Source organism: Streptomyces sp. NPDC048057 (genome assembly GCF_040653095.1).
Lineage (GTDB): Bacteria > Actinomycetota > Actinomycetes > Streptomycetales > Streptomycetaceae > Streptomyces.
Genome location: NZ_JBEZNF010000011.1, coordinates 71,467 through 87,831 on the forward strand (window position 1 = coordinate 71,467; position 16,365 = coordinate 87,831).

Here is a 16,365-nt window from a genome sequence, read left to right on the forward strand (position 1 = left end):
GGGGACCCGGACGTGCTCCAGCGGGTGCTGGGCGGACAGGCGGACGCCTTCGCACTGCTGCACCGCCCCGGCGTCACCGGCCCGGACGTCGTGGAGGTCGTCGAGGGCACGGTGACCTTCCCCGTGACGCTCGCGGACATCCCCCTGCCCCCGGCCCCCGGCTCCGACACAGCCGTGGAGCCACGGCACGACGTGCTGGTGCTCCTCCCCTACCGACAGCTCGTCGAGCGCGGTTTCGCCTGTGTCGACGACGGAACACCCCTGGTGGCCATGGACATCGCCCACCAGCAGCAGCTGCCGCTGACCGAAGCGCTGACCCGCATCCCCCAGGTGCCGACCCGGCTGTCGGACGGCGACTTCGACGTGGACGACCAGGCGTACGAGGACGTGGTGCGCAGCGTCATCAGGGAGATGATCGGCACGGGGCAGGGGGCGAACTTCGTCATCAAGCGCACGTACGTCGCGGACATCACGGACCACGGCCCGCACGTCGCCCCCGCGCTCTTCCGCCGTCTCGTCGAACGGGAGTCCGGTGCCCACTGGACCTTCCTGATCCACACGGGCACCCGGACCCTCGTCGGCGCTTCGCCCGAACGGCACGTGAGCCTCGATCTCGGCACCGCCGTCATGAACCCCATCAGCGGTACCTACCGCTATCCCCCGACGGGTCCCACGCTGGAAGGCGTGTTGGAGTTCCTGCGCGACGGCAAGGAGACCGACGAGCTGTACATGGTCCTGGACGAGGAACTCAAGATGATGGGCCGCATCTGCGACGGGGGCGGTCGGGTCGTCGGCCCGCGGCTGAGGGAAATGGCCCGGGTGGCGCACACCGAGTACCTGATCGAAGGCGCGACCGACCACGACGTCCGGGACATCCTGCGCGAGACGATGTTCTCGCCCGCAGTGACCGGAAGCCCCCTGGAGAGCGCCTGCCGGACCATCCGCCGCTACGAACCGGAGGGCCGCGGCTACTACAGCGGAGCCGCGGCGCTCATCGGACGGGACGCGCACGGCACCCGGGTGATGGACTCCACGATCCTGATCCGTACGGCGGACATCTCCGCCACGGGCCGCGTCGGCATCTCCGTGGGCGCCACGATCGTGCGGCACTCCGATCCCGGATCCGAAGCCGCCGAGACGCGGGCCAAGGCCGCCGGGCTCCTGGCCGCGCTCAACGAGGAACCGCGGCGCTTCGCGGGCCACCCGAGCGTCCGCGAAGCCCTGGAGCAGCGCAACGAGGCCATCGGTGCCTTCTGGCTCGCCGGCGGCGCCGGGCACGCCGGTCCGCACCCGCGGTTGGCCGGCCGCCGTGTCCTCCTGGTGGACGCGGAGGACTCCTTCACCTCGATGCTCCGCCAGCAGCTCGACTCCCTGGGGCTGGAGGTGACGGTCCGCCGCTTCGACGAGGACGCTTCCCCGGCGGACCACGACCTCGTCGTGATGGGCCCCGGGCCCGGCGACCCCCAGGACAGGACGCACCCGAGGATGCGGCACCTGCACGCGGCGGTGGACACGTTGCTGCACCGCCGTCAGCCGTTCCTCGCGGTCTGCCTCAGCCACCAGGTCCTCGGTCTGCGGCTCGGACTGCCCGCGCGCCGGAAGGCGACACCCAGCCAAGGGGTGCACCAGGAGATCGACCTGTTCGGGGCCCAGGAGCACGTCGGCTTCTACAACACCTTCGCGCTCACCAGCGAGCACGACGTGTTCACCGTGACCGACGTGGGCGCCGTCCAGGTGAGCAGGGACGCCGTCAGCGGCGAGGTCCACGCGCTGCGCGGCCCCGGCTTCACCTCCCTGCAGTTCCACCCGGAGTCCGTGCTCACTCAGGACGGTCCACGCATCGTGGGCACGGCCCTGGCCGACGTGCTGGATCGAGCATCCGTCATGGCGGGCTGATCGGACGTCCCGCCCCCGCCGACCGTGGCGCACCCCGTGACGAGTGAGGAGCCCATGCACCAGTACGTTGTCGTCGACGCCTTCTCCGCCCGCCCCCTGAGCGGCAACCCGGTGGCCGTCGTCCTGGAGGGCGACGACCTGACCGCCGAGCAGATGCAACGCATCGCCCGGGAGATGAACCTCTCGGAGACCACGTTCGTGCTGCGCCCCCGTGACCTCGACGGTGACGCCCACGTCCGGATCTTCACCCCCGTCAACGAACTCCCCTTCGCCGGACACCCGCTCCTGGGCACCGCCGTGGCCCTGGGCAACCGCGCCGGGACGGACCGGCTGCGGCTGGAGACCGCCGCGGGAGTCATCCCCTTCACCCTGGAGCACGTCGGCGAACGGGTGGCCCGGGCGAGCATGCGGCAACCGGTGCCCTGGTGGAAACCGTTCGACCGCACCGACGAGCTGCTGGACGCGCTGCACGTCGGCGCGTCGGCCCTTCCCGTCGAGATCTATGTGAACGGCCCACGGCACGTCCTCGTCGGGCTCGACAGCGTGGAAGCCCTGTCGCAGGTCAGCCCCGATCACCGCGCCCTGTCGTCCTTCTCCGACCTGGCGGTCAACTGCTACGCCGGAAGCGGCACCGCCTGGCGCAACCGCATGTTCTCGCCCTCCTACGGGGTGGTGGAGGACGCGGCCACCGGGTCCGCGGCCGGCCCCATCGCCATCCATCTCGCGCGGCACGGCCTGAGCTCGTACGGGCAGGACACCCACATCACCCAGGGCGTCGAGATCGGCCGTCCCTCGCTCATGGAGGCGCTGGTCCAGGGGCAGGGCGACCAGGTCGACTCCGTGGAGGTCAGCGGTCACGGCGTCATCACCGCCGAGGGGGTGCTCCATGTCTGACCGTCCCCTGCCGCCCACAGCCCCGGTCGGCCCGGACGACGCGGACGGTACGGGCGGCCGTCGGCACGCGACGCGGTCGGAGTCGCTCACCGGCACCCAGGAGGTGCCCTTCCCCGAGTACGGCGTACCGCCGGTCGAACCGATGGGTCTGCTGGCCGCCTGGCTCGAACGCAGTGCGTCCCTCGGCGTTCGCGAGCCGCGCGCGCTGGCGCTGGCCACCGCCGACGCCCGGGGCCGCACCTCGTCCCGCGTCGTCGTCCTCGGCTCGGTGACCGGGGACGGCATCGGCTTCGTCAGTCACGCCGACAGCCGGAAGGGACGGGAACTGGCCGAGAACCCGTGGGCGTCGGGCGTCCTGTACTGGCGGGAGACCAGCCAGCAGATCACCCTGGCCGGCCCGGTGCACCGGCTGCCCCACGCCGAGGCCCGGGCCCTGTGGGAGGCCCGGCCGGTCTTCACCCACGCGATGAGCACGGCCTCCCGGCAGAGCCGGCCGCTGAAGAGCCCCGCCGACGTGGCCGACCTGCGCGCCAGGGCACGGGCGTTGAGCGAACCGCAGCGGGCGCTGCCGTGCCCCGGGACGTTCGCCGCCTACCGGCTCGCCCCCGCCGTCGTGGAGTTCTGGGCCAACGGCACTGATCGGCTGCACGAGCGGCTGTGTTACGAACGCACGGCCGACGGCTGGAGGGTCGACCGGCTCCAGCCGTGAACCACCACTCTGAGGCGGACGGACCCCCCGGGCCTCCCCGGGGGGGCTCGCCCTCAGCCGGCGGGCACCGCCTCGATGACCGAGGCGTGCGAGGAGGTGTCCGACACCTGGACGACCGTGAACCCCGATGCCGCCAGCAGCGCCTCGTACTCCGCACGGGTGCGGCCTCGCCCGTTGAGGACCGTCATCATCAGCACGTCCCCGGTCTTGCCCGCGTGGGGCTCGTTGCCCGGCGGGATCAGCGCGTTGACGACGAGCAGGCGGCCGTGTGCGGGCATGGCCGCGCGGCACGTCTCCAGGATGCGCACGCACTCGTCGTCCTGCCAACTGGCCAGGACGTGCTTGAGGAGATAGACGTCGGCGCCCGACGGCACCGAGGCGAAGAAGTCCCCGGCCACGGCGGTCCAGCGGCCGGCGAGCTCGGGAAGGTCGAGTTCGTGTCCCGCCACCACGGGTTCCAGGTCCAGAAGGGTCCCCGTCATATGGGGGTTGCGGAGCAGCACCGTGCGCAGGAGGCCGCCGCGCCCGCCGCCGACGTCCACGGCGCTCCTGCACCCGGAGAAGTCGAAGGCATCGACCACCTTGTTGCTGAGCACCTGCGAGAAGGCCGCCATGCTGGAGTTGAACGCCCTGCCGAGTTCCGGGTCGGCGGCGATGTGGTCGTAGAAGGGCACGCCGCGGACGGACTCGAACGCGTTGGTGCCGGTGCGCACCGCCTCGTGCAGCTGAGCCGCTGACTGCCAGAAGACCGGCTCGCCGCGGACCAGGACGTAGTCGCGCAGGGACTGTTCCGCGTCCGTGCGCAGCAGTCGCGCGGACGGCGTGAGGTGGAACCCGCCCTCCTCGTCCTCCCGGAACACCCCCTTGGTCGCGAGCAGCCGAAGGACCCGGTAGAGGTACGCGTCGTCCACGCCCGCTGCCGCGGCGAGTTCCCCGGCCGTGCGCGGACCGCCCGTCAGGTGGTCGGCGATGCGGAAGCGGGCGGCGGTGTTCAGGGCGGCCGAGTAGAGATAGCCCAGCGAGAGTTCGAGCAGTTCGTCCGTGGCCTGTGCCGCTGCGGCGGCGGGGCCTGCGTCCTGCCCGGCGTCCGCGCCGTGCACGGTGTCGTCCGCGAGCCCCGGGACCGCCGTTTCACGGAGGGTGCCTGCCATCGGTGATCTCCCCTTTCGCCGATTCCTCTGACCTGTGCCGGTCACGGGCCCACGGGTGACCCGGGCCGGCGCTCGGAGTCTGCCGGGGGCCCTTCGGGGGCCGTTCGAGAGTCAGGCCAGTGCCGCGGTGGCCCCGTCGAGCGCGCCGTCAGGAGTGGCGTGCTCGATCGATCCTCAATTCGGCGTCAAACGGGGGCGGCCATGATCCCCGTGCCCATGTCCGTGCCACCGGGGCCACGGCCGCATCCCACGCTTCCACGCGAACCCTGCCGGGGGGATTTCATGTCAGAGGCAACACCGCAGGTCTTCAGCGCTGACGTCGCACTGCGCCGAAAGAACCGAGCCACCGTTGAGAAGTATCTGGCGGACACCAAGGGAGAGGCCCGGCTCCGCCGCCACGAACTCTTCGTCGAGCACGGCAGCGGCGGCCTGTGGACCAACGACACCGGCGCGCCCATCGTCATCCAGGGCCGGGACCGCCTGGGCGAGCACGGCGTGTGGTCGCTCGCCTGCTTCCCGGACTGGGAGTGGTACAACATCCAGATCTTCGAGACGCAGGACCCGAACTTCTTCTGGGTGGAGTGCGACGGCCACGGAAAGATCAAGTTCCCGGGCTATGCGGACGGCCATTACGAGAACCACTTCCTGCACTCGTTCGAACTCGACGACGGACTGATCGTGCGCAACCGCGAGTTCATGAATCCGCTGGAGCAGATGCGGGCGCTCGGCATTCCCGTCCCCGAGGTGAAGCGCGCGGGGATCCCCACCTGAAAGAGGGCGGGCCGCGATGCGCCGATTCCCGGCCCGCTTCCCAGCCGTTCCTTCCGGACCAACAGCCTCCTTAAGGACACATCATGGTCACCAGAAGAAGTCTGCTCGGAGCAGGGCTCGCCACCGCTGCCGTGGGCTCGACGGGGGCCGCGCTACTCCCCGCGCTCACGCACAAGGGCGCGGCGGACACCGCGGCCAAGGCCGCCACGCCCCCGCCCGTCGTGCCGTTCCAGACGGCCATGCCGCTGATCCCCGTGGCGCAGCCCACGTCCACCACCGGCGGGGTGGACCGGTACGACATCAGCGTGATCACCGCCACCAAGCAGATCCTCCCGGGCTTCAACACCCAACTGCTGACCTACGCGGGGCAGTTCCCCGGTGCCACGATCAAGGCACGGAAGAACCGCCCCGTCGTCATCCACCAGCACAACGGCCTCACCGTACCCATCGCACGCCATCTGCACGGCGCCTCGGTGGAGCCCTACAGCGACGGCGGCCCCATGGACCTCATCGCGCCCAACACCACCCGGGTGTACACCTATCCCAACCAGCAGCCGCACGCCTCGCTCTGGTACCACGACCACGCCCACCACCTGGAGTCGGAGAACGTCTATCGCGGACTGCAGGGCAGCTACCTCATCGGCGACGACGTCGAGGACGCCCTGCCGCTGCCCAAGGGCGCGTACGACGTGGTGGTCCAACTGCGGGACGCACGCTTCGACTCCGCGGGCCAGCTCGTCTACACCATGGGAGACCGCACCAGGACCACCGTGCTGACCAACGGGGTGCCCTACCCGTACTTCCAGGTCGCCGCCCGCAAGTACCGCTTCCGCCTCGCCAACACGTCCAACCAGCGCTTCTTCACGCTCCGCCTGTCGGGCAACGCCAGCATGATCCAGGTCGGTTCGGACGGCGGGCTCCTGCCCGCGCCGCACACCACCCAGTCCCTCTTCATCACCTCCGGCGAGCGGGCCGACGTCGTCATCGACTTCTCGGCCTACCCGATCGGCTCCCAGGTCTTCCTTGAGAGCGTCGCGAGCAACGGCACGGCCGAGCAGGTCCTGCGCTTCGACGTGACGCACACCGCCAGCGACCCCAGCTCCGTCCCCGCCGTGCTGCGCACCCTGCCGCCCCTGCCCACGCCCACCGCCCACCGCACCATCGTGATGCGGATGGACGAGGACGGCCGGCCCAACCCGCAGGCGTACTTGAACGACAAGGTCTACGACCACAATCGCATCGACGAGCACGTCCGCTTCGGCGCCAGCGAGATCTGGACGGTCACCAACGCCAACACGAGGGCTCCGCACAACTTCCACATGCACCTGGTCCAGTTCCGGGTGATCGAACGGAACGGGGTGGCCCCGGGTCCGGCCGAGTCGGGGCTGAAGGACACCGTGGCCGTGATGCCGGGTGAGACCGTGAAGCTCCAGGCGACCTTCGACACCTATGCGGGCGAGTTCGTGTACCACTGCCACATGCTCGACCACTCCGCGATGGGCATGATGGCCACGATGAAGATCGCCTGAGCGGCGGCGCGTCCGCTCGCCCGGCGCGCGGCAGGAACGATCTCGACGTGAGGACTCACCCAACGACAGGGTGAGTCCTCACACTGCTGCCCCGCCGTACGCCCGCCGCGTCGAGCGTCAACGGCGGGCGGAGGGAGGGCTGTCAGAGGCGGGGCCAGTAGTAGGCGCCCAGCATCGCCTGGTAGCCCGGGTCGGGAAGACGCCCCTCCTGATGGAACTCGGGCGCTCCCTTGACCTGGTCCTTCGTCAACCCGACGTGCACCTTCTCCTCGGCCAGGTCGACCTGGGTGACCGCGCCGGCGGGAATGAGGACCTCCTTGCCGAAGATCCACGGTCCGGTGTCGACGACCAGACAGGCCGCGTCCACCTCCTCGCTGTGCTCGTCGACCTTCCCGATGCTGCCGTCCACTGCCTCGACCTTGAATCCCTTGAGGTCGGCCCCCGTGGGGTAGCCGGCGGCGGGCGTGTAGTTCCACGCGTTCTCGGTCATGGCGGACTCCTCTCTCCGTGCTGTCGATGGAACGGACGGGGCGACGATGCGCGACCGGAGCGGTCCGATCGCGGACCTGCTCACCGTCTCGGCCTGGCGCCTGCCCAGGCGTCGCCCGTACATGCACGTCGATCGCCGCGGTACGCCCGTCGGCACCCGTTGCACGGTCGGTGGCACCTGCCGGGCCGTGCGTTGGGGCCCTCGACAGCTCCGCCGCCCGATCCCTTCCCGGACGCCGACCGCGTCGCGCCTCAGAGGCGCACCGGGCACGTTCCAGGTTTCAGCGCGGCGGGCCGTGGCAGTCGCGTCTTGAGGAAAGTCTCGCAACGAATGGGAGGAACAACCGTGATACTCCTGGGGCTTGTTCTGCTGATCGTCGGCATGGTGACCGGCATCGGATTCCTGTGGACCGTCGGGGCCGTTCTCGTCGGCGTGGGCGCGGTGCTGTGGGTTCTGGGGGCCGTGGGACGCACGGTCGGTGGCCGGCGACATTATTGGTGAGGAGCCCGACTCCGCGCATCGGGACCCGGGCGAGCGCACCTCCGGTGGCACCGGGTGAGAAGGTGGGCCCCACGAGCCCGGCCAGCCTCGGGCGGCATCCCGCCCGACGGCAGTGACGACGGCGCCCCGTTGGCCGTACGCCTGCGCTCCAGCCGGGCGGTCCAGCAGGTCGTCGCCGAGTGACGACGTGGACGTCAGCGCTCGGGTGACGGACTCAGGCGCGCAGGGTCTCGACCGGGGTGCGGCCGTAGACCGCCCGGTACTCGCGGGCGAGACGCCCTGCGTGGGCGAAGCCCCAACGGGCCGCGAGCGTCGTCACGCTCGCCCCTGACTCGGGGTCAGCCGTGAGCAGGTCGGCGTGGAAGGCCGCCAGTCGCACTTGGCGAAGGTACCGCATGGGTGTGGTTCCCAGGTGGCGGCGGAAGGCGTACTGGAGCGCGCGGACCGTGACGTGCGCGGCCTCCGCGACGTCCGCGACGGTGATCGCGCGGTCGGCGTGCGACTCCATGTAGGCGACGGCGCGACGCAGGGTGACGGGCCGCGCGTCGCCACGGTCCTGGGCGGTGGGTTCCGTCACGGCGTTGTGGGGGAAGGTGTGGAGCACGCTCGCCGCCAGGTACTGCGCGGCCGTGGAGACGACGAGCGGCTCCTGCGCGACGGGTGCGCCCAGGACCTGGGTCTGCAGGTGGTGGATGACGCTGTGCAGCCTGAGGGCCGCCTCGGTCGAACGGGGGCGGTGTCCGGTCAGCCGGACGGGGCCGCGTTCGCGCTGCGCCGTCGCCGCCACCTGGGTGAGCAGGAGCGGATCGAACATGGTGATGCGGTAGCGGGCCCGCTCGACCCGGCCGGCGTACGGGCGGTCCGGGGGCGCGAGTTGTACCAGGTCGCCCGGCCCGAAGACGTCCTCCTGCGCACCGGCGACCCGGTTGCGGATGGTGCCGGAGTGCACGCTGCACAGACAGACGCGGCCCAGCGCTTCGGCGTCGTACCTCATCTCGAAGCCCAGGCGCAGCACATCCACGCTCACCGTGTGCGCCGCGTGCCGCGAGACCCGGACGCGGCTGTCTGCGGGCGTGCTGCTGGCGATGCGCATCCGGGTGTACGCCTCGCTCAGGAACTCCTCCGTGCGCCCCAGGTCGGCGCTGTCGAAGACGAGGGTGCTCACCGACGCCCACCCACGCGCGCCCGTCTCCTGCCACGACGTCGGGACGGGGCGTCCGTTCCCGCTGATGCGTACCTCATGTCCGTCCTTCCGGAGCGAAGCCCTCGCTCTGCCGCTCTGTCCACGACCGAGCGTACGACGTCGCGCGCCGTCACCGATCGTCCAGGTTTCGCTTTCCGGCTGCCGGGGCCGGAACCCTTCGCCGTCCGTCCTCGTGCTGGGCGCCGTCCCCGGGCAGGGTGGAAGGTCGCGCAGCAACGGGCCCGCGGGGCCGTACGACGAGGGGGGACCACCGTGGCGCTCAGGAGTGCGGCGTCCGTGCGGAGACACCTGGTGTGGCCGTTCCGCGGCACCGGCTGGCTGGTGGTGCTCGACGTCGTCGGACGCGTCGAGGCCGAGGAGTGGGCGATGTGGTTGCGTGAGGTTCCCACAGGGTGTTCGGGCGTCGTCCTGGAGCTGTCCCGTGCGCAACTACCGCCGACGTGGGCGGTTCACGCCCTTCCGAGCCGGGGCGAACCGGGCATTCCCGTCTTTGTGACGGGACTCGCGCCCGGTGTCTCCGCGCCCCGCGGCACGATCGCGGCGGCCTCCCCCGCCGCATTGCTCAGCGAGATGGCGTCCGTGCCGAACGCTCCGGTCACGATGCACTCGCCGCCGGTCGCCGTGACGTCGACGTCGACGTCGGCGTCGGCGTCGGCGTCGGGGGAAGTGCGTCACCTGCGTCGACAGTTGGCGTCCCGCACGGTGATCGCCCAGGCCCAGGGCGTCGTACAGGGCCGCTACGGCATCTTTGACGCTCACGCCGCACTCGCGTTGCTGAAGTCGGTCGCCCAACGCCACAACCTCAGGCTCCGCCACCTGGCCTCGGCGCTCCTCGCCGCCCGTCCGCCGAGGGCGTCAGCGGGTCCGTGGTTCCCGGGGCGGGCGCGCACCGTGCCCCCTTCCATCGCGCTCGCAGGCGACTGGGGCGCGTCGGCGGCCAATCGCGCCGAGGCCCTCGCGTCGGTGTTGGCCGGCGTCCTCAACGTCACGGGGACCGCGATGGGCGTGGTGCGACTGATCGACCCGCACGACGCGACGCTACGGACCGAGGCACACCGCTTTCCCGACGACCGTCTCCTTTCGGCGTGGGAGCTCGCCGACGGTACGGAGCCCTCCGGGCGTCGGCCCCCCGGTGCGGCAGCGGTCACGGTGCTGGACACCGCGGTGGACCCACAGTACGGCGAGGCGTGGCGCTCCGCGCTGCTGGCGTGCGGAGCCCGTACGCGCCACACCGTCCCGCTGCTGGCGCCGGACGGCCGGTTCGTGGGCGAGGTCTGCGTGCACCACGCCGAACCCGGCGTCCTTCCTGACGCGCCGTCGGTACGAGCCGTCACCTCGCTCGGACGTGCGGCGGGAGCGTGGTTTCAGTGGCACCACCGCACCGTCGTACTGGACGCGTTGGAGGACGTGCACGCAGGGGGGCGGGCGGCCACATCCGCCGGCTCCGTCAGGCCGCTTCCATGAAGGCCGAGAGGAACAGCGACGTGGCGACCGTACCGCTGGCAGCGGTGAGCATCGACAGCCGCACCACGCGTTCCCAGCAGCGAACCGCTCGACGTCCCGGTGCCCGTGCGGGTTCGCGTCCGGCTGTCGAAGGGGCCGCGACGTCCGGCGTTGGTGCGGACGCGAACAGCACGGCCGTGCCCGTGTAGGTCAAGAGTCGGATCACGAGCGGACGCGGAGTGCCGCAGAGCGTGTAGGCGATACCCGCTTCGGCAGCTCGGGCTGCGGCGTCCTCCAGGTGCCGCAGCCCGGCGCAGTCCATGAAACGAAGGCCGGTGAGGTCGACGCGGATGCCCTCGGGCCGCAGCGCGAGGCACATCTCCGTGACGGCATCCAGCTCTCCACCGGTCGAGAGGTCCAGCTCTCCCCACAGGCGCACGGCGGCCACTTCGGCGCCCGGCGTCGACCCCGGGGTGAAACGGGTGCGGTGGGCGAAGGCTCCGGATCGGTTCACGGGCCCGCCAAGGCGCGGTCGCGCAAGTCGGCGCAGGTGGCGGCGAGCAAGAGCGTGCTGCGGTACCGCGACGCGATCCGGGAGGTGTCCGGTGCGTCGTCGTACGAGCGCGCACGGCGAACGGTGTGACAGACGGGCATGCTCATGTGACCGCTCCGCATGATCGGGTTCACAGTTCGGCACGGGGCGTCACACGGGCCGCAGACAGACGAACACACGCGCCACGACACCCCGGCAGGTGCGTCCTCGCGGGACGCCGACCTGCGGTGTGCCTGCATTCCGAAGCACGTGAGTCACTTGTACCTCCGCTCCACCCCGGCAAACCTCACGTCTGAACAGGCAGGCCCTGATGCCGCCGGCTACCGGGCCTGCCGGGAACGTGCGCGCGGTGACGGACCGCCGTGATCCTGCCGGCGGTCGGCCAGCGGGGTGAGTCTGCTCGGCGCGCGGCCGTTCCGGGAAGGAATCAGCGCATCCGTGTCGGGGCACTCGGCGGAAGCACTGGTGTGCAGACGTCCGAGAGTGAGAGAGGGTTGCGCATGCCTGGAACGCCGTCGATGGTGGTCGCACCGGCCGACCGTGTCCACACCCCTCTCACCGCGTGTGACATCGCGCAGGCCGTCGGCACCGTCCTGGAACAGGTCCTCGACGCACGCCTGCGTCAATCCCGTGCTGTCGATCCCCTCTTCGCCCGGGAGCTGGCCGACCGGCTGGCCACGCTGGTCGAGCGGGGCGGCAAACGGTTGCGCACGGCGTTCACGCACTGCGGCTGGCGGGCCGCGGGCGGGTCCGGTGACACCACCGAGGTCCTGCGGATCGGGGCCGCCCTCGAACTGTTGCAAGCGTGCGCCCTCGTGCACGACGACGTGATGGACGGATCCGTGCAGCGCAGAGGCGCACCGGCCGTACAGGTCCAGCTCGCCCGCAGTCACTGGGCCGCGGGCATGCACGGTTCGGCGGAGTCGTTCGGCGCGTCGGCCGCCGTGCTCGCCGGCGATCTGGCGCTGGCTTGGGCGGACGACCTGCTGACGGAGACGGCACTCGGTACGCCGCACGGCCCGCACCTGCATCAGGAGTGGAAGGCGATGCGCACCGAGATGGTCGCCGGGCAGTACCGCGACCTGCACGCCCAGGCGGCTCGTTCGTCCGGTGTCGACGAGGCGCTGGTCATCGCCACTCTGAAGAGTGCTCAGTACACCGTCGCGCGGCCCCTCGCGCTGGGTGCCGCGCTGGCCGGAGCCGACGAGGACGTGCTGGCCGCCCTGCGGGCGGCGGGCCGGTGCGCCGGGCTGGCATTCCAGCTCCGTGACGACCTCCTGGGCGCCTTCGGCGACCCGGCACTGACCGGCAAGCCCGCCGACGACGACCTGCGCTCCCGCAAACTCACCTACCTTCTCGCCGTCGCCCTGCAACTCGCCGACGCCGCCGGTGACCACCAGGCCACCGCACGACTGGCTCCGGACGCGGCCCCGAAGTCCGCGCACGCCGTGGACCAGGTGCGAACGGCACTCAGACGCACCGGCGCCCACGACCTGGTGGAGGCGAAGATCGAGGAGCTCACCTACATGAGCCTCAGCCACTTCGAACGCACGGGCGCGCCCCCCGCCGTACACCGCGGGTTCGCCGCGTTGGTCCACCGCGCGACGGGCGTGGCCCCGTGCCGTGCGGAGGAGGTCGCGTGAAGAGGGTGCCGGGGCCGACCGACCACGTCGTCGTGGTGGGTGCCGGGCTGTCCGGACTGGCCTGCGCCCTGCATTTGCTGGGTGCGGGCCGTCAGGTCACGCTCGTCGAGCGGGACGCCGGTCCCGGTGGCCGGGCCGGACGGGTGCGCCTGGGCGGATACGAGATCGACACCGGCCCCACGGTGTTCACCATGCCGCATCTGGCCGACGAGGCGTTCGCCGCCGTCGGCGACAGCCTGTACCGCCGCGTCGAGCTGACGGCCCTGCATCCGGCCTACCGGGCGTGCTTCGCGGACGGCTCATCGCTCGACGTACACACCGACGGTGAGGCGATGGAGGCGGCGGTCCGGCGCTTCGCCGGACCGGGTGAGGCGGCCGGCTACCGCGACCTGCGTCGATGGCTGGAGCGCCTGTACCGGACGCAGATGCGCCGCTTCATCGACACCAACTTCGACTCGCCCTTCCACCTGCTGCACCCGGACCTGGCCCGGCTGGCAGCGCTGGGCGGCTTCGGACGGCTGGACAACCGCATCGGCCGCTTCATCGCCGACGACCGTCTGCGCCGCGTCTTCTCCTTCCAGGCGCTGTACGCCGGCGTGGCCCCGGCCCGGGCGCTCGCGGCCTACGCGGTGATCGCGTACATGGACACCGTGGCCGGCGTCTGGTTCCCGAAGGGCGGCCTGCACGCGATCCCCCGCGCCATGGCGGACGCGGCGGCGGAAGCCGGTGCCGATCTGCGCTGGTCGGCCGAAGTGAGCACGTTGGAGCGCTCGACAGGTCGCGTGCGCGCCGTCCGTCTGACCTCCGGCGAACGGATCCCCTGCGACGCGGTGGTGCTGACGTGCGAGCTGCCCGCCGCCTACGAGCTGCTGGGACGTCGGCCTCGCCGTCCGGCCCGGCTGCGTCATTCACCGTCCGCCGTCGTCCTGCACGCGGGCACCGACCGCACCTGGCCCCACCTGGCCCACCACACGATCTCCTTCGGCACCGCGTGGGAACGCACCTTCGAGCAACTGACCCGTAGGGGCGAACTGATGAGCGACCCCTCGCTGCTGATCACCCGGCCCACCACCCACGACTCCGCCCTGGCACCGCCGGGACGGCACCTGCACTACGTTCTCGCCCCCTGCCCCAACACCGCGGTCGGCCCCTCGGCCGCCACCTGGCGGGACCTCGGTCCCCGCTACCGCGACCGCCTGGTCGCCGACCTGGAGCGGCGGGGCCTGGACGGGTTCGCCGACAGCGTCCAGGAGGAGCTCCTGGTGACCCCGCTCGACTGGGCGGGACAGGGGCATGCGGCCGGCAGTCCCTTCTCGGTCTCCCACACGTTCGCCCAGACCGGACCGTTCCGCCCGCGCAACCTCGTACGGGGGGTGGAGAACGTGGTGCTCGCAGGATGCGGGACGACGCCGGGCGTCGGCGTACCGACCGTACTCATCAGTGGCAGACTCGCCGCCGCGCGCGTGACCGGAGGCATCGGTCCCCGGCCCGCACGGGCGCGCCCGCCCCTGTCCCCGGCCGACGAGTCCCTCGTGCCGGCTCCGGTGGGTGCTGATGACCCGTCGTGAACTCGACGCGGCAGGGATCGTCGATCCCGTGCTGCGCGCCGCCTACACCCGCTGCCGACTGCTCAACGCCCGTCACGGCAAGACCTACTTCCTGGCCGCCCGTCTCCTGCCGCTCGAACGCCGCCCGGCCGTGCACGCCCTGTACGGCTTCGCCCGATGGGCCGACGACATCGTGGACGACCTCAACACCCACCAGACGGCCGAGGAGCGCGACCGGCTGCTGCGCCGGCTGGAAGGCGACCTCGCGGACGGGCTGCGCACCGGCGCCGGCGACGAACCGGTGGTCCGAGCCGTCGCCGACACCGCTGGCCGGTACGACATCGACCACGCGCTCTTCGCCGACTTCCTGTCCTCGATGCGTGCCGACCTGACCGTCACGGACTACCCCACCTACGCCGACCTGCACGGATACGTACACGGTTCAGCGGCGGTGATCGGCCTGCAGATGCTGCCGGTCCTCGGTACGGTCACGCCCCGCCAGGAGGCGGCACCGCACGCGGCAGCGCTCGGTGTGGCGTTCCAGCTCACCAACTTCCTGCGGGACGTGGGCGAAGATCTCGACCGGGGCCGCATCTACCTGCCCGGGGACCTGCTTGCCGCCCACGGTGTGGATCGGCCGCTCCTGGAGTGGAGCCGGCGCACCGGACGCCGCGACGCGCGCGTCCGGGCCGCTCTCGTCGCGGCGGAGGCCCTGACGCGGGACGTGTACCGGACGGCGGAGCCGGGCATCGCCATGCTCGATCCGCGGGTGCGTCCGTGCATGCGCGCCGCGTTCACCCTCTACCGCGGGATCCTCGACGCGATCGCCGAGCAGGACTACACCGTGCTGCATCGTCGTGCGGTGGTGTCGCGCCGGCGTCGTGCGGCCACCGCGGCTGCCGGCGTGCTGCGCGTGGCCGGTGCCCGGTGGCACGCCCGTGCCCCGGGCCGGGCGGTTGCCGCAGACGGTCCGGCCGTCGCGTGGAAGGGACCGGTGCGGTGAGTGCGGGCACGGGCGGCAGGCGTTGGGTGCCACCGTTGCGGCGTCGACGTTGCCGCCCGGACTGGGCGGCACAGACACCGACCTGGCGTCAGGCGCGGCCATCGCTCATCGCCGACGCGCTCAAGCGGGCGTCGGCCCGACCGTCGGGCAACTGGTTCGTCATCGGCCCTTCCCGGAACATGCGCGCGGGCGATCGCCCGTACGGCCGGACGGTCGGTGGTGTGGAGGTCGTGCTGTGGCGCGCGGGCGACGGAGGACTGCACGCGGGTCCGGGCGCCTGCCCGCATCTGGGCGCTCCCCTGCGTGACAGCCGGGTGGTGTGCGGCACGCTCCGGTGCCACTGGCACGGGCTCGCCCTGGACGGTTCTCCGTTCGCCCGCTGGCAGCCGTTTCCCGTGCACGACGACGGCGTACTCGTCTGGGTACGGCTGGACGAGCTGGGCGGAGAGGAACCAACTGGGCTTCCCGTGGTGCCCGAACGGCCCGCGACGGGCAGCGGGGTGGACGCGGTGTTCACGGCGGTGGGGCGGTGCGAACCGCAGGACGTGGTGGCCAACCGGCTCGATCCGTGGCACGGCTCGTGGTTCCACCCGTACTCGTTCGTCGACCTGTCGGTGGTCAGGGAGCCGGAGGGTGAGGAGGACGACGCCTTCGTCGTCGACGTCTCCTTCCGGGTGGCCGGGCGGCTGGTGGTACCGGTGCGGGCCGAGTTCACGGCGCCGGAGCCGCGTACGGTCGTCATGCGCATCACGGACGGTGAGGGGGTCACCTCCGTGGTGGAGACGCACGCGACGCCGCTCACCCGGCTGGACCACGAACGTCCGCGCACTGCCGTGATCGAGGCGACCATCGCCACCTCGGACCGGCCCGGCTTCGCCCTGGCCCGCGCCGCAGCCCCGGCGCTGCGCCCGCTGATACGCCGTACGGCCGGGCGACTGTGGCGCGACGACCTGGCCTACGCCGAACGGCGCTGGACACTGCGCAGCACCGGACGGTTCCCCGGGTGAGCCAACGGGTGGCTCTCCGCACCC

The 16,365-nt window shown here is 71.8% G+C and carries 16 protein-coding genes; 11 read left to right on the plus strand and 5 right to left on the minus strand.

Features of this window, described 5'->3' with window-relative positions; translation table 11 throughout:
- Window positions 1–12: 12 nt before the first annotated feature.
- Genes AB0E05_RS14900 through phzG form a run of 3 tightly spaced genes read left to right on the plus strand, consistent with a single transcriptional unit; the run spans window position 13 to window position 3,499 of the window.
- A complete protein-coding gene (locus AB0E05_RS14900) occupies window positions 13–1,896 on the plus strand; it encodes an anthranilate synthase family protein (RefSeq protein WP_361963468.1) in 1,884 nt (627 codons plus the stop codon).
- A gap of 54 nt (window positions 1,897–1,950) precedes the next feature.
- Window positions 1,951–2,790: a PhzF family phenazine biosynthesis isomerase gene (locus AB0E05_RS14905; protein ID WP_361963177.1), complete on the plus strand. Its 840-nt coding sequence runs from the start codon at window positions 1,951–1,953 to the stop codon at window positions 2,788–2,790.
- Window positions 2,783–3,499 (plus strand): phenazine biosynthesis FMN-dependent oxidase PhzG, encoded by a 717-nt coding sequence (gene phzG / locus AB0E05_RS14910; RefSeq protein WP_361963179.1) that lies wholly within the window; start codon window positions 2,783–2,785, stop codon window positions 3,497–3,499. Before AB0E05_RS14905 ends, phzG begins: the two co-directional genes overlap by 8 nt.
- A gap of 53 nt (window positions 3,500–3,552) precedes the next feature.
- Here the strand turns inward: phzG and AB0E05_RS14915 are convergent, their stop codons facing one another.
- On the minus strand, window positions 3,553–4,650 hold the full coding sequence (locus AB0E05_RS14915; protein WP_361963181.1) for a methyltransferase: 1,098 nt from the start codon (window positions 4,648–4,650) through the stop codon (window positions 3,553–3,555).
- A gap of 282 nt (window positions 4,651–4,932) precedes the next feature.
- Here AB0E05_RS14915 and AB0E05_RS14920 point away from each other — a divergent pair, with 282 nt between their 5' ends.
- Together AB0E05_RS14920 and AB0E05_RS14925 are read left to right on the plus strand one after the other, a co-directional pair.
- Window positions 4,933–5,421, plus strand: a complete 489-nt coding sequence (locus AB0E05_RS14920; RefSeq protein WP_361963183.1) for a PhzA/PhzB family protein — start codon at window positions 4,933–4,935, stop codon at window positions 5,419–5,421.
- A gap of 83 nt (window positions 5,422–5,504) precedes the next feature.
- On the plus strand, window positions 5,505–6,950 hold the full coding sequence (locus tag AB0E05_RS14925) for a multicopper oxidase family protein (RefSeq protein ID WP_361963185.1): 1,446 nt from the start codon (window positions 5,505–5,507) through the stop codon (window positions 6,948–6,950).
- A gap of 142 nt (window positions 6,951–7,092) precedes the next feature.
- On the opposite strand, the gene AB0E05_RS14930 is transcribed toward AB0E05_RS14925, so the two are convergent.
- Window positions 7,093–7,440 (minus strand): PRC-barrel domain-containing protein, encoded by a 348-nt coding sequence (locus tag AB0E05_RS14930; RefSeq protein ID WP_361963187.1) that lies wholly within the window; start codon window positions 7,438–7,440, stop codon window positions 7,093–7,095.
- Window positions 7,441–7,785: 345 nt separating this feature from the next.
- Between AB0E05_RS14930 and AB0E05_RS14935 the strand changes: the two genes are divergently transcribed.
- Window positions 7,786–7,941 carry a hypothetical protein gene (locus tag AB0E05_RS14935; protein WP_361963189.1) on the plus strand — a complete coding sequence of 52 codons (156 nt, stop codon included), beginning with the start codon at window positions 7,786–7,788 and terminating at the stop codon, window positions 7,939–7,941.
- A gap of 214 nt (window positions 7,942–8,155) precedes the next feature.
- On the opposite strand, the gene AB0E05_RS14940 is transcribed toward AB0E05_RS14935, so the two are convergent.
- Entirely contained in the window at window positions 8,156–9,106 is a 951-nt protein-coding gene (locus AB0E05_RS14940; protein WP_361963191.1) for an AraC family transcriptional regulator, read from the minus strand.
- Window positions 9,107–9,421: 315 nt separating this feature from the next.
- Here AB0E05_RS14940 and AB0E05_RS14945 point away from each other — a divergent pair, with 315 nt between their 5' ends.
- Window positions 9,422–10,609, plus strand: a complete 1,188-nt coding sequence (locus tag AB0E05_RS14945; RefSeq protein WP_361963193.1) for an ANTAR domain-containing protein — start codon at window positions 9,422–9,424, stop codon at window positions 10,607–10,609.
- Here the strand turns inward: AB0E05_RS14945 and AB0E05_RS14950 are convergent.
- Window positions 10,593–11,102, minus strand: coding sequence for an STAS domain-containing protein (locus AB0E05_RS14950; RefSeq protein ID WP_361963195.1), 510 nt, complete (start codon window positions 11,100–11,102; stop codon window positions 10,593–10,595). The genes AB0E05_RS14945 and AB0E05_RS14950 overlap by 17 nt on opposite strands.
- Window positions 11,099–11,248, minus strand: a complete 150-nt coding sequence (locus AB0E05_RS14955) for a hypothetical protein (RefSeq protein WP_361963197.1) — start codon at window positions 11,246–11,248, stop codon at window positions 11,099–11,101. The genes AB0E05_RS14950 and AB0E05_RS14955 overlap by 4 nt, the downstream gene beginning before the upstream one ends.
- 393 nt (window positions 11,249–11,641) lie before the next feature.
- On the opposite strand from AB0E05_RS14955, the gene AB0E05_RS14960 reads away from it, so the two are divergent.
- Genes AB0E05_RS14960 through AB0E05_RS14975 form a run of 4 tightly spaced genes read left to right on the plus strand, consistent with a single transcriptional unit; the run spans window position 11,642 to window position 16,341 of the window.
- Complete coding sequence (locus AB0E05_RS14960; RefSeq protein WP_361963200.1) at window positions 11,642–12,784, plus strand: polyprenyl synthetase family protein; 1,143 nt, start codon at window positions 11,642–11,644, stop codon at window positions 12,782–12,784.
- Window positions 12,781–14,352, plus strand: coding sequence for a phytoene desaturase family protein (crtI, locus tag AB0E05_RS14965; RefSeq protein ID WP_361963202.1), 1,572 nt, complete (start codon window positions 12,781–12,783; stop codon window positions 14,350–14,352). Before AB0E05_RS14960 ends, crtI begins: the two co-directional genes overlap by 4 nt.
- Entirely contained in the window at window positions 14,339–15,334 is a 996-nt protein-coding gene (locus tag AB0E05_RS14970) for a phytoene/squalene synthase family protein (protein ID WP_361963204.1), read from the plus strand. Before crtI ends, AB0E05_RS14970 begins: the two co-directional genes overlap by 14 nt.
- A complete protein-coding gene (locus AB0E05_RS14975) occupies window positions 15,331–16,341 on the plus strand; it encodes a DUF5914 domain-containing protein (protein WP_361963206.1) in 1,011 nt (336 codons plus the stop codon). Before AB0E05_RS14970 ends, AB0E05_RS14975 begins: the two co-directional genes overlap by 4 nt.
- Window positions 16,342–16,365 lie beyond the last annotated feature (24 nt).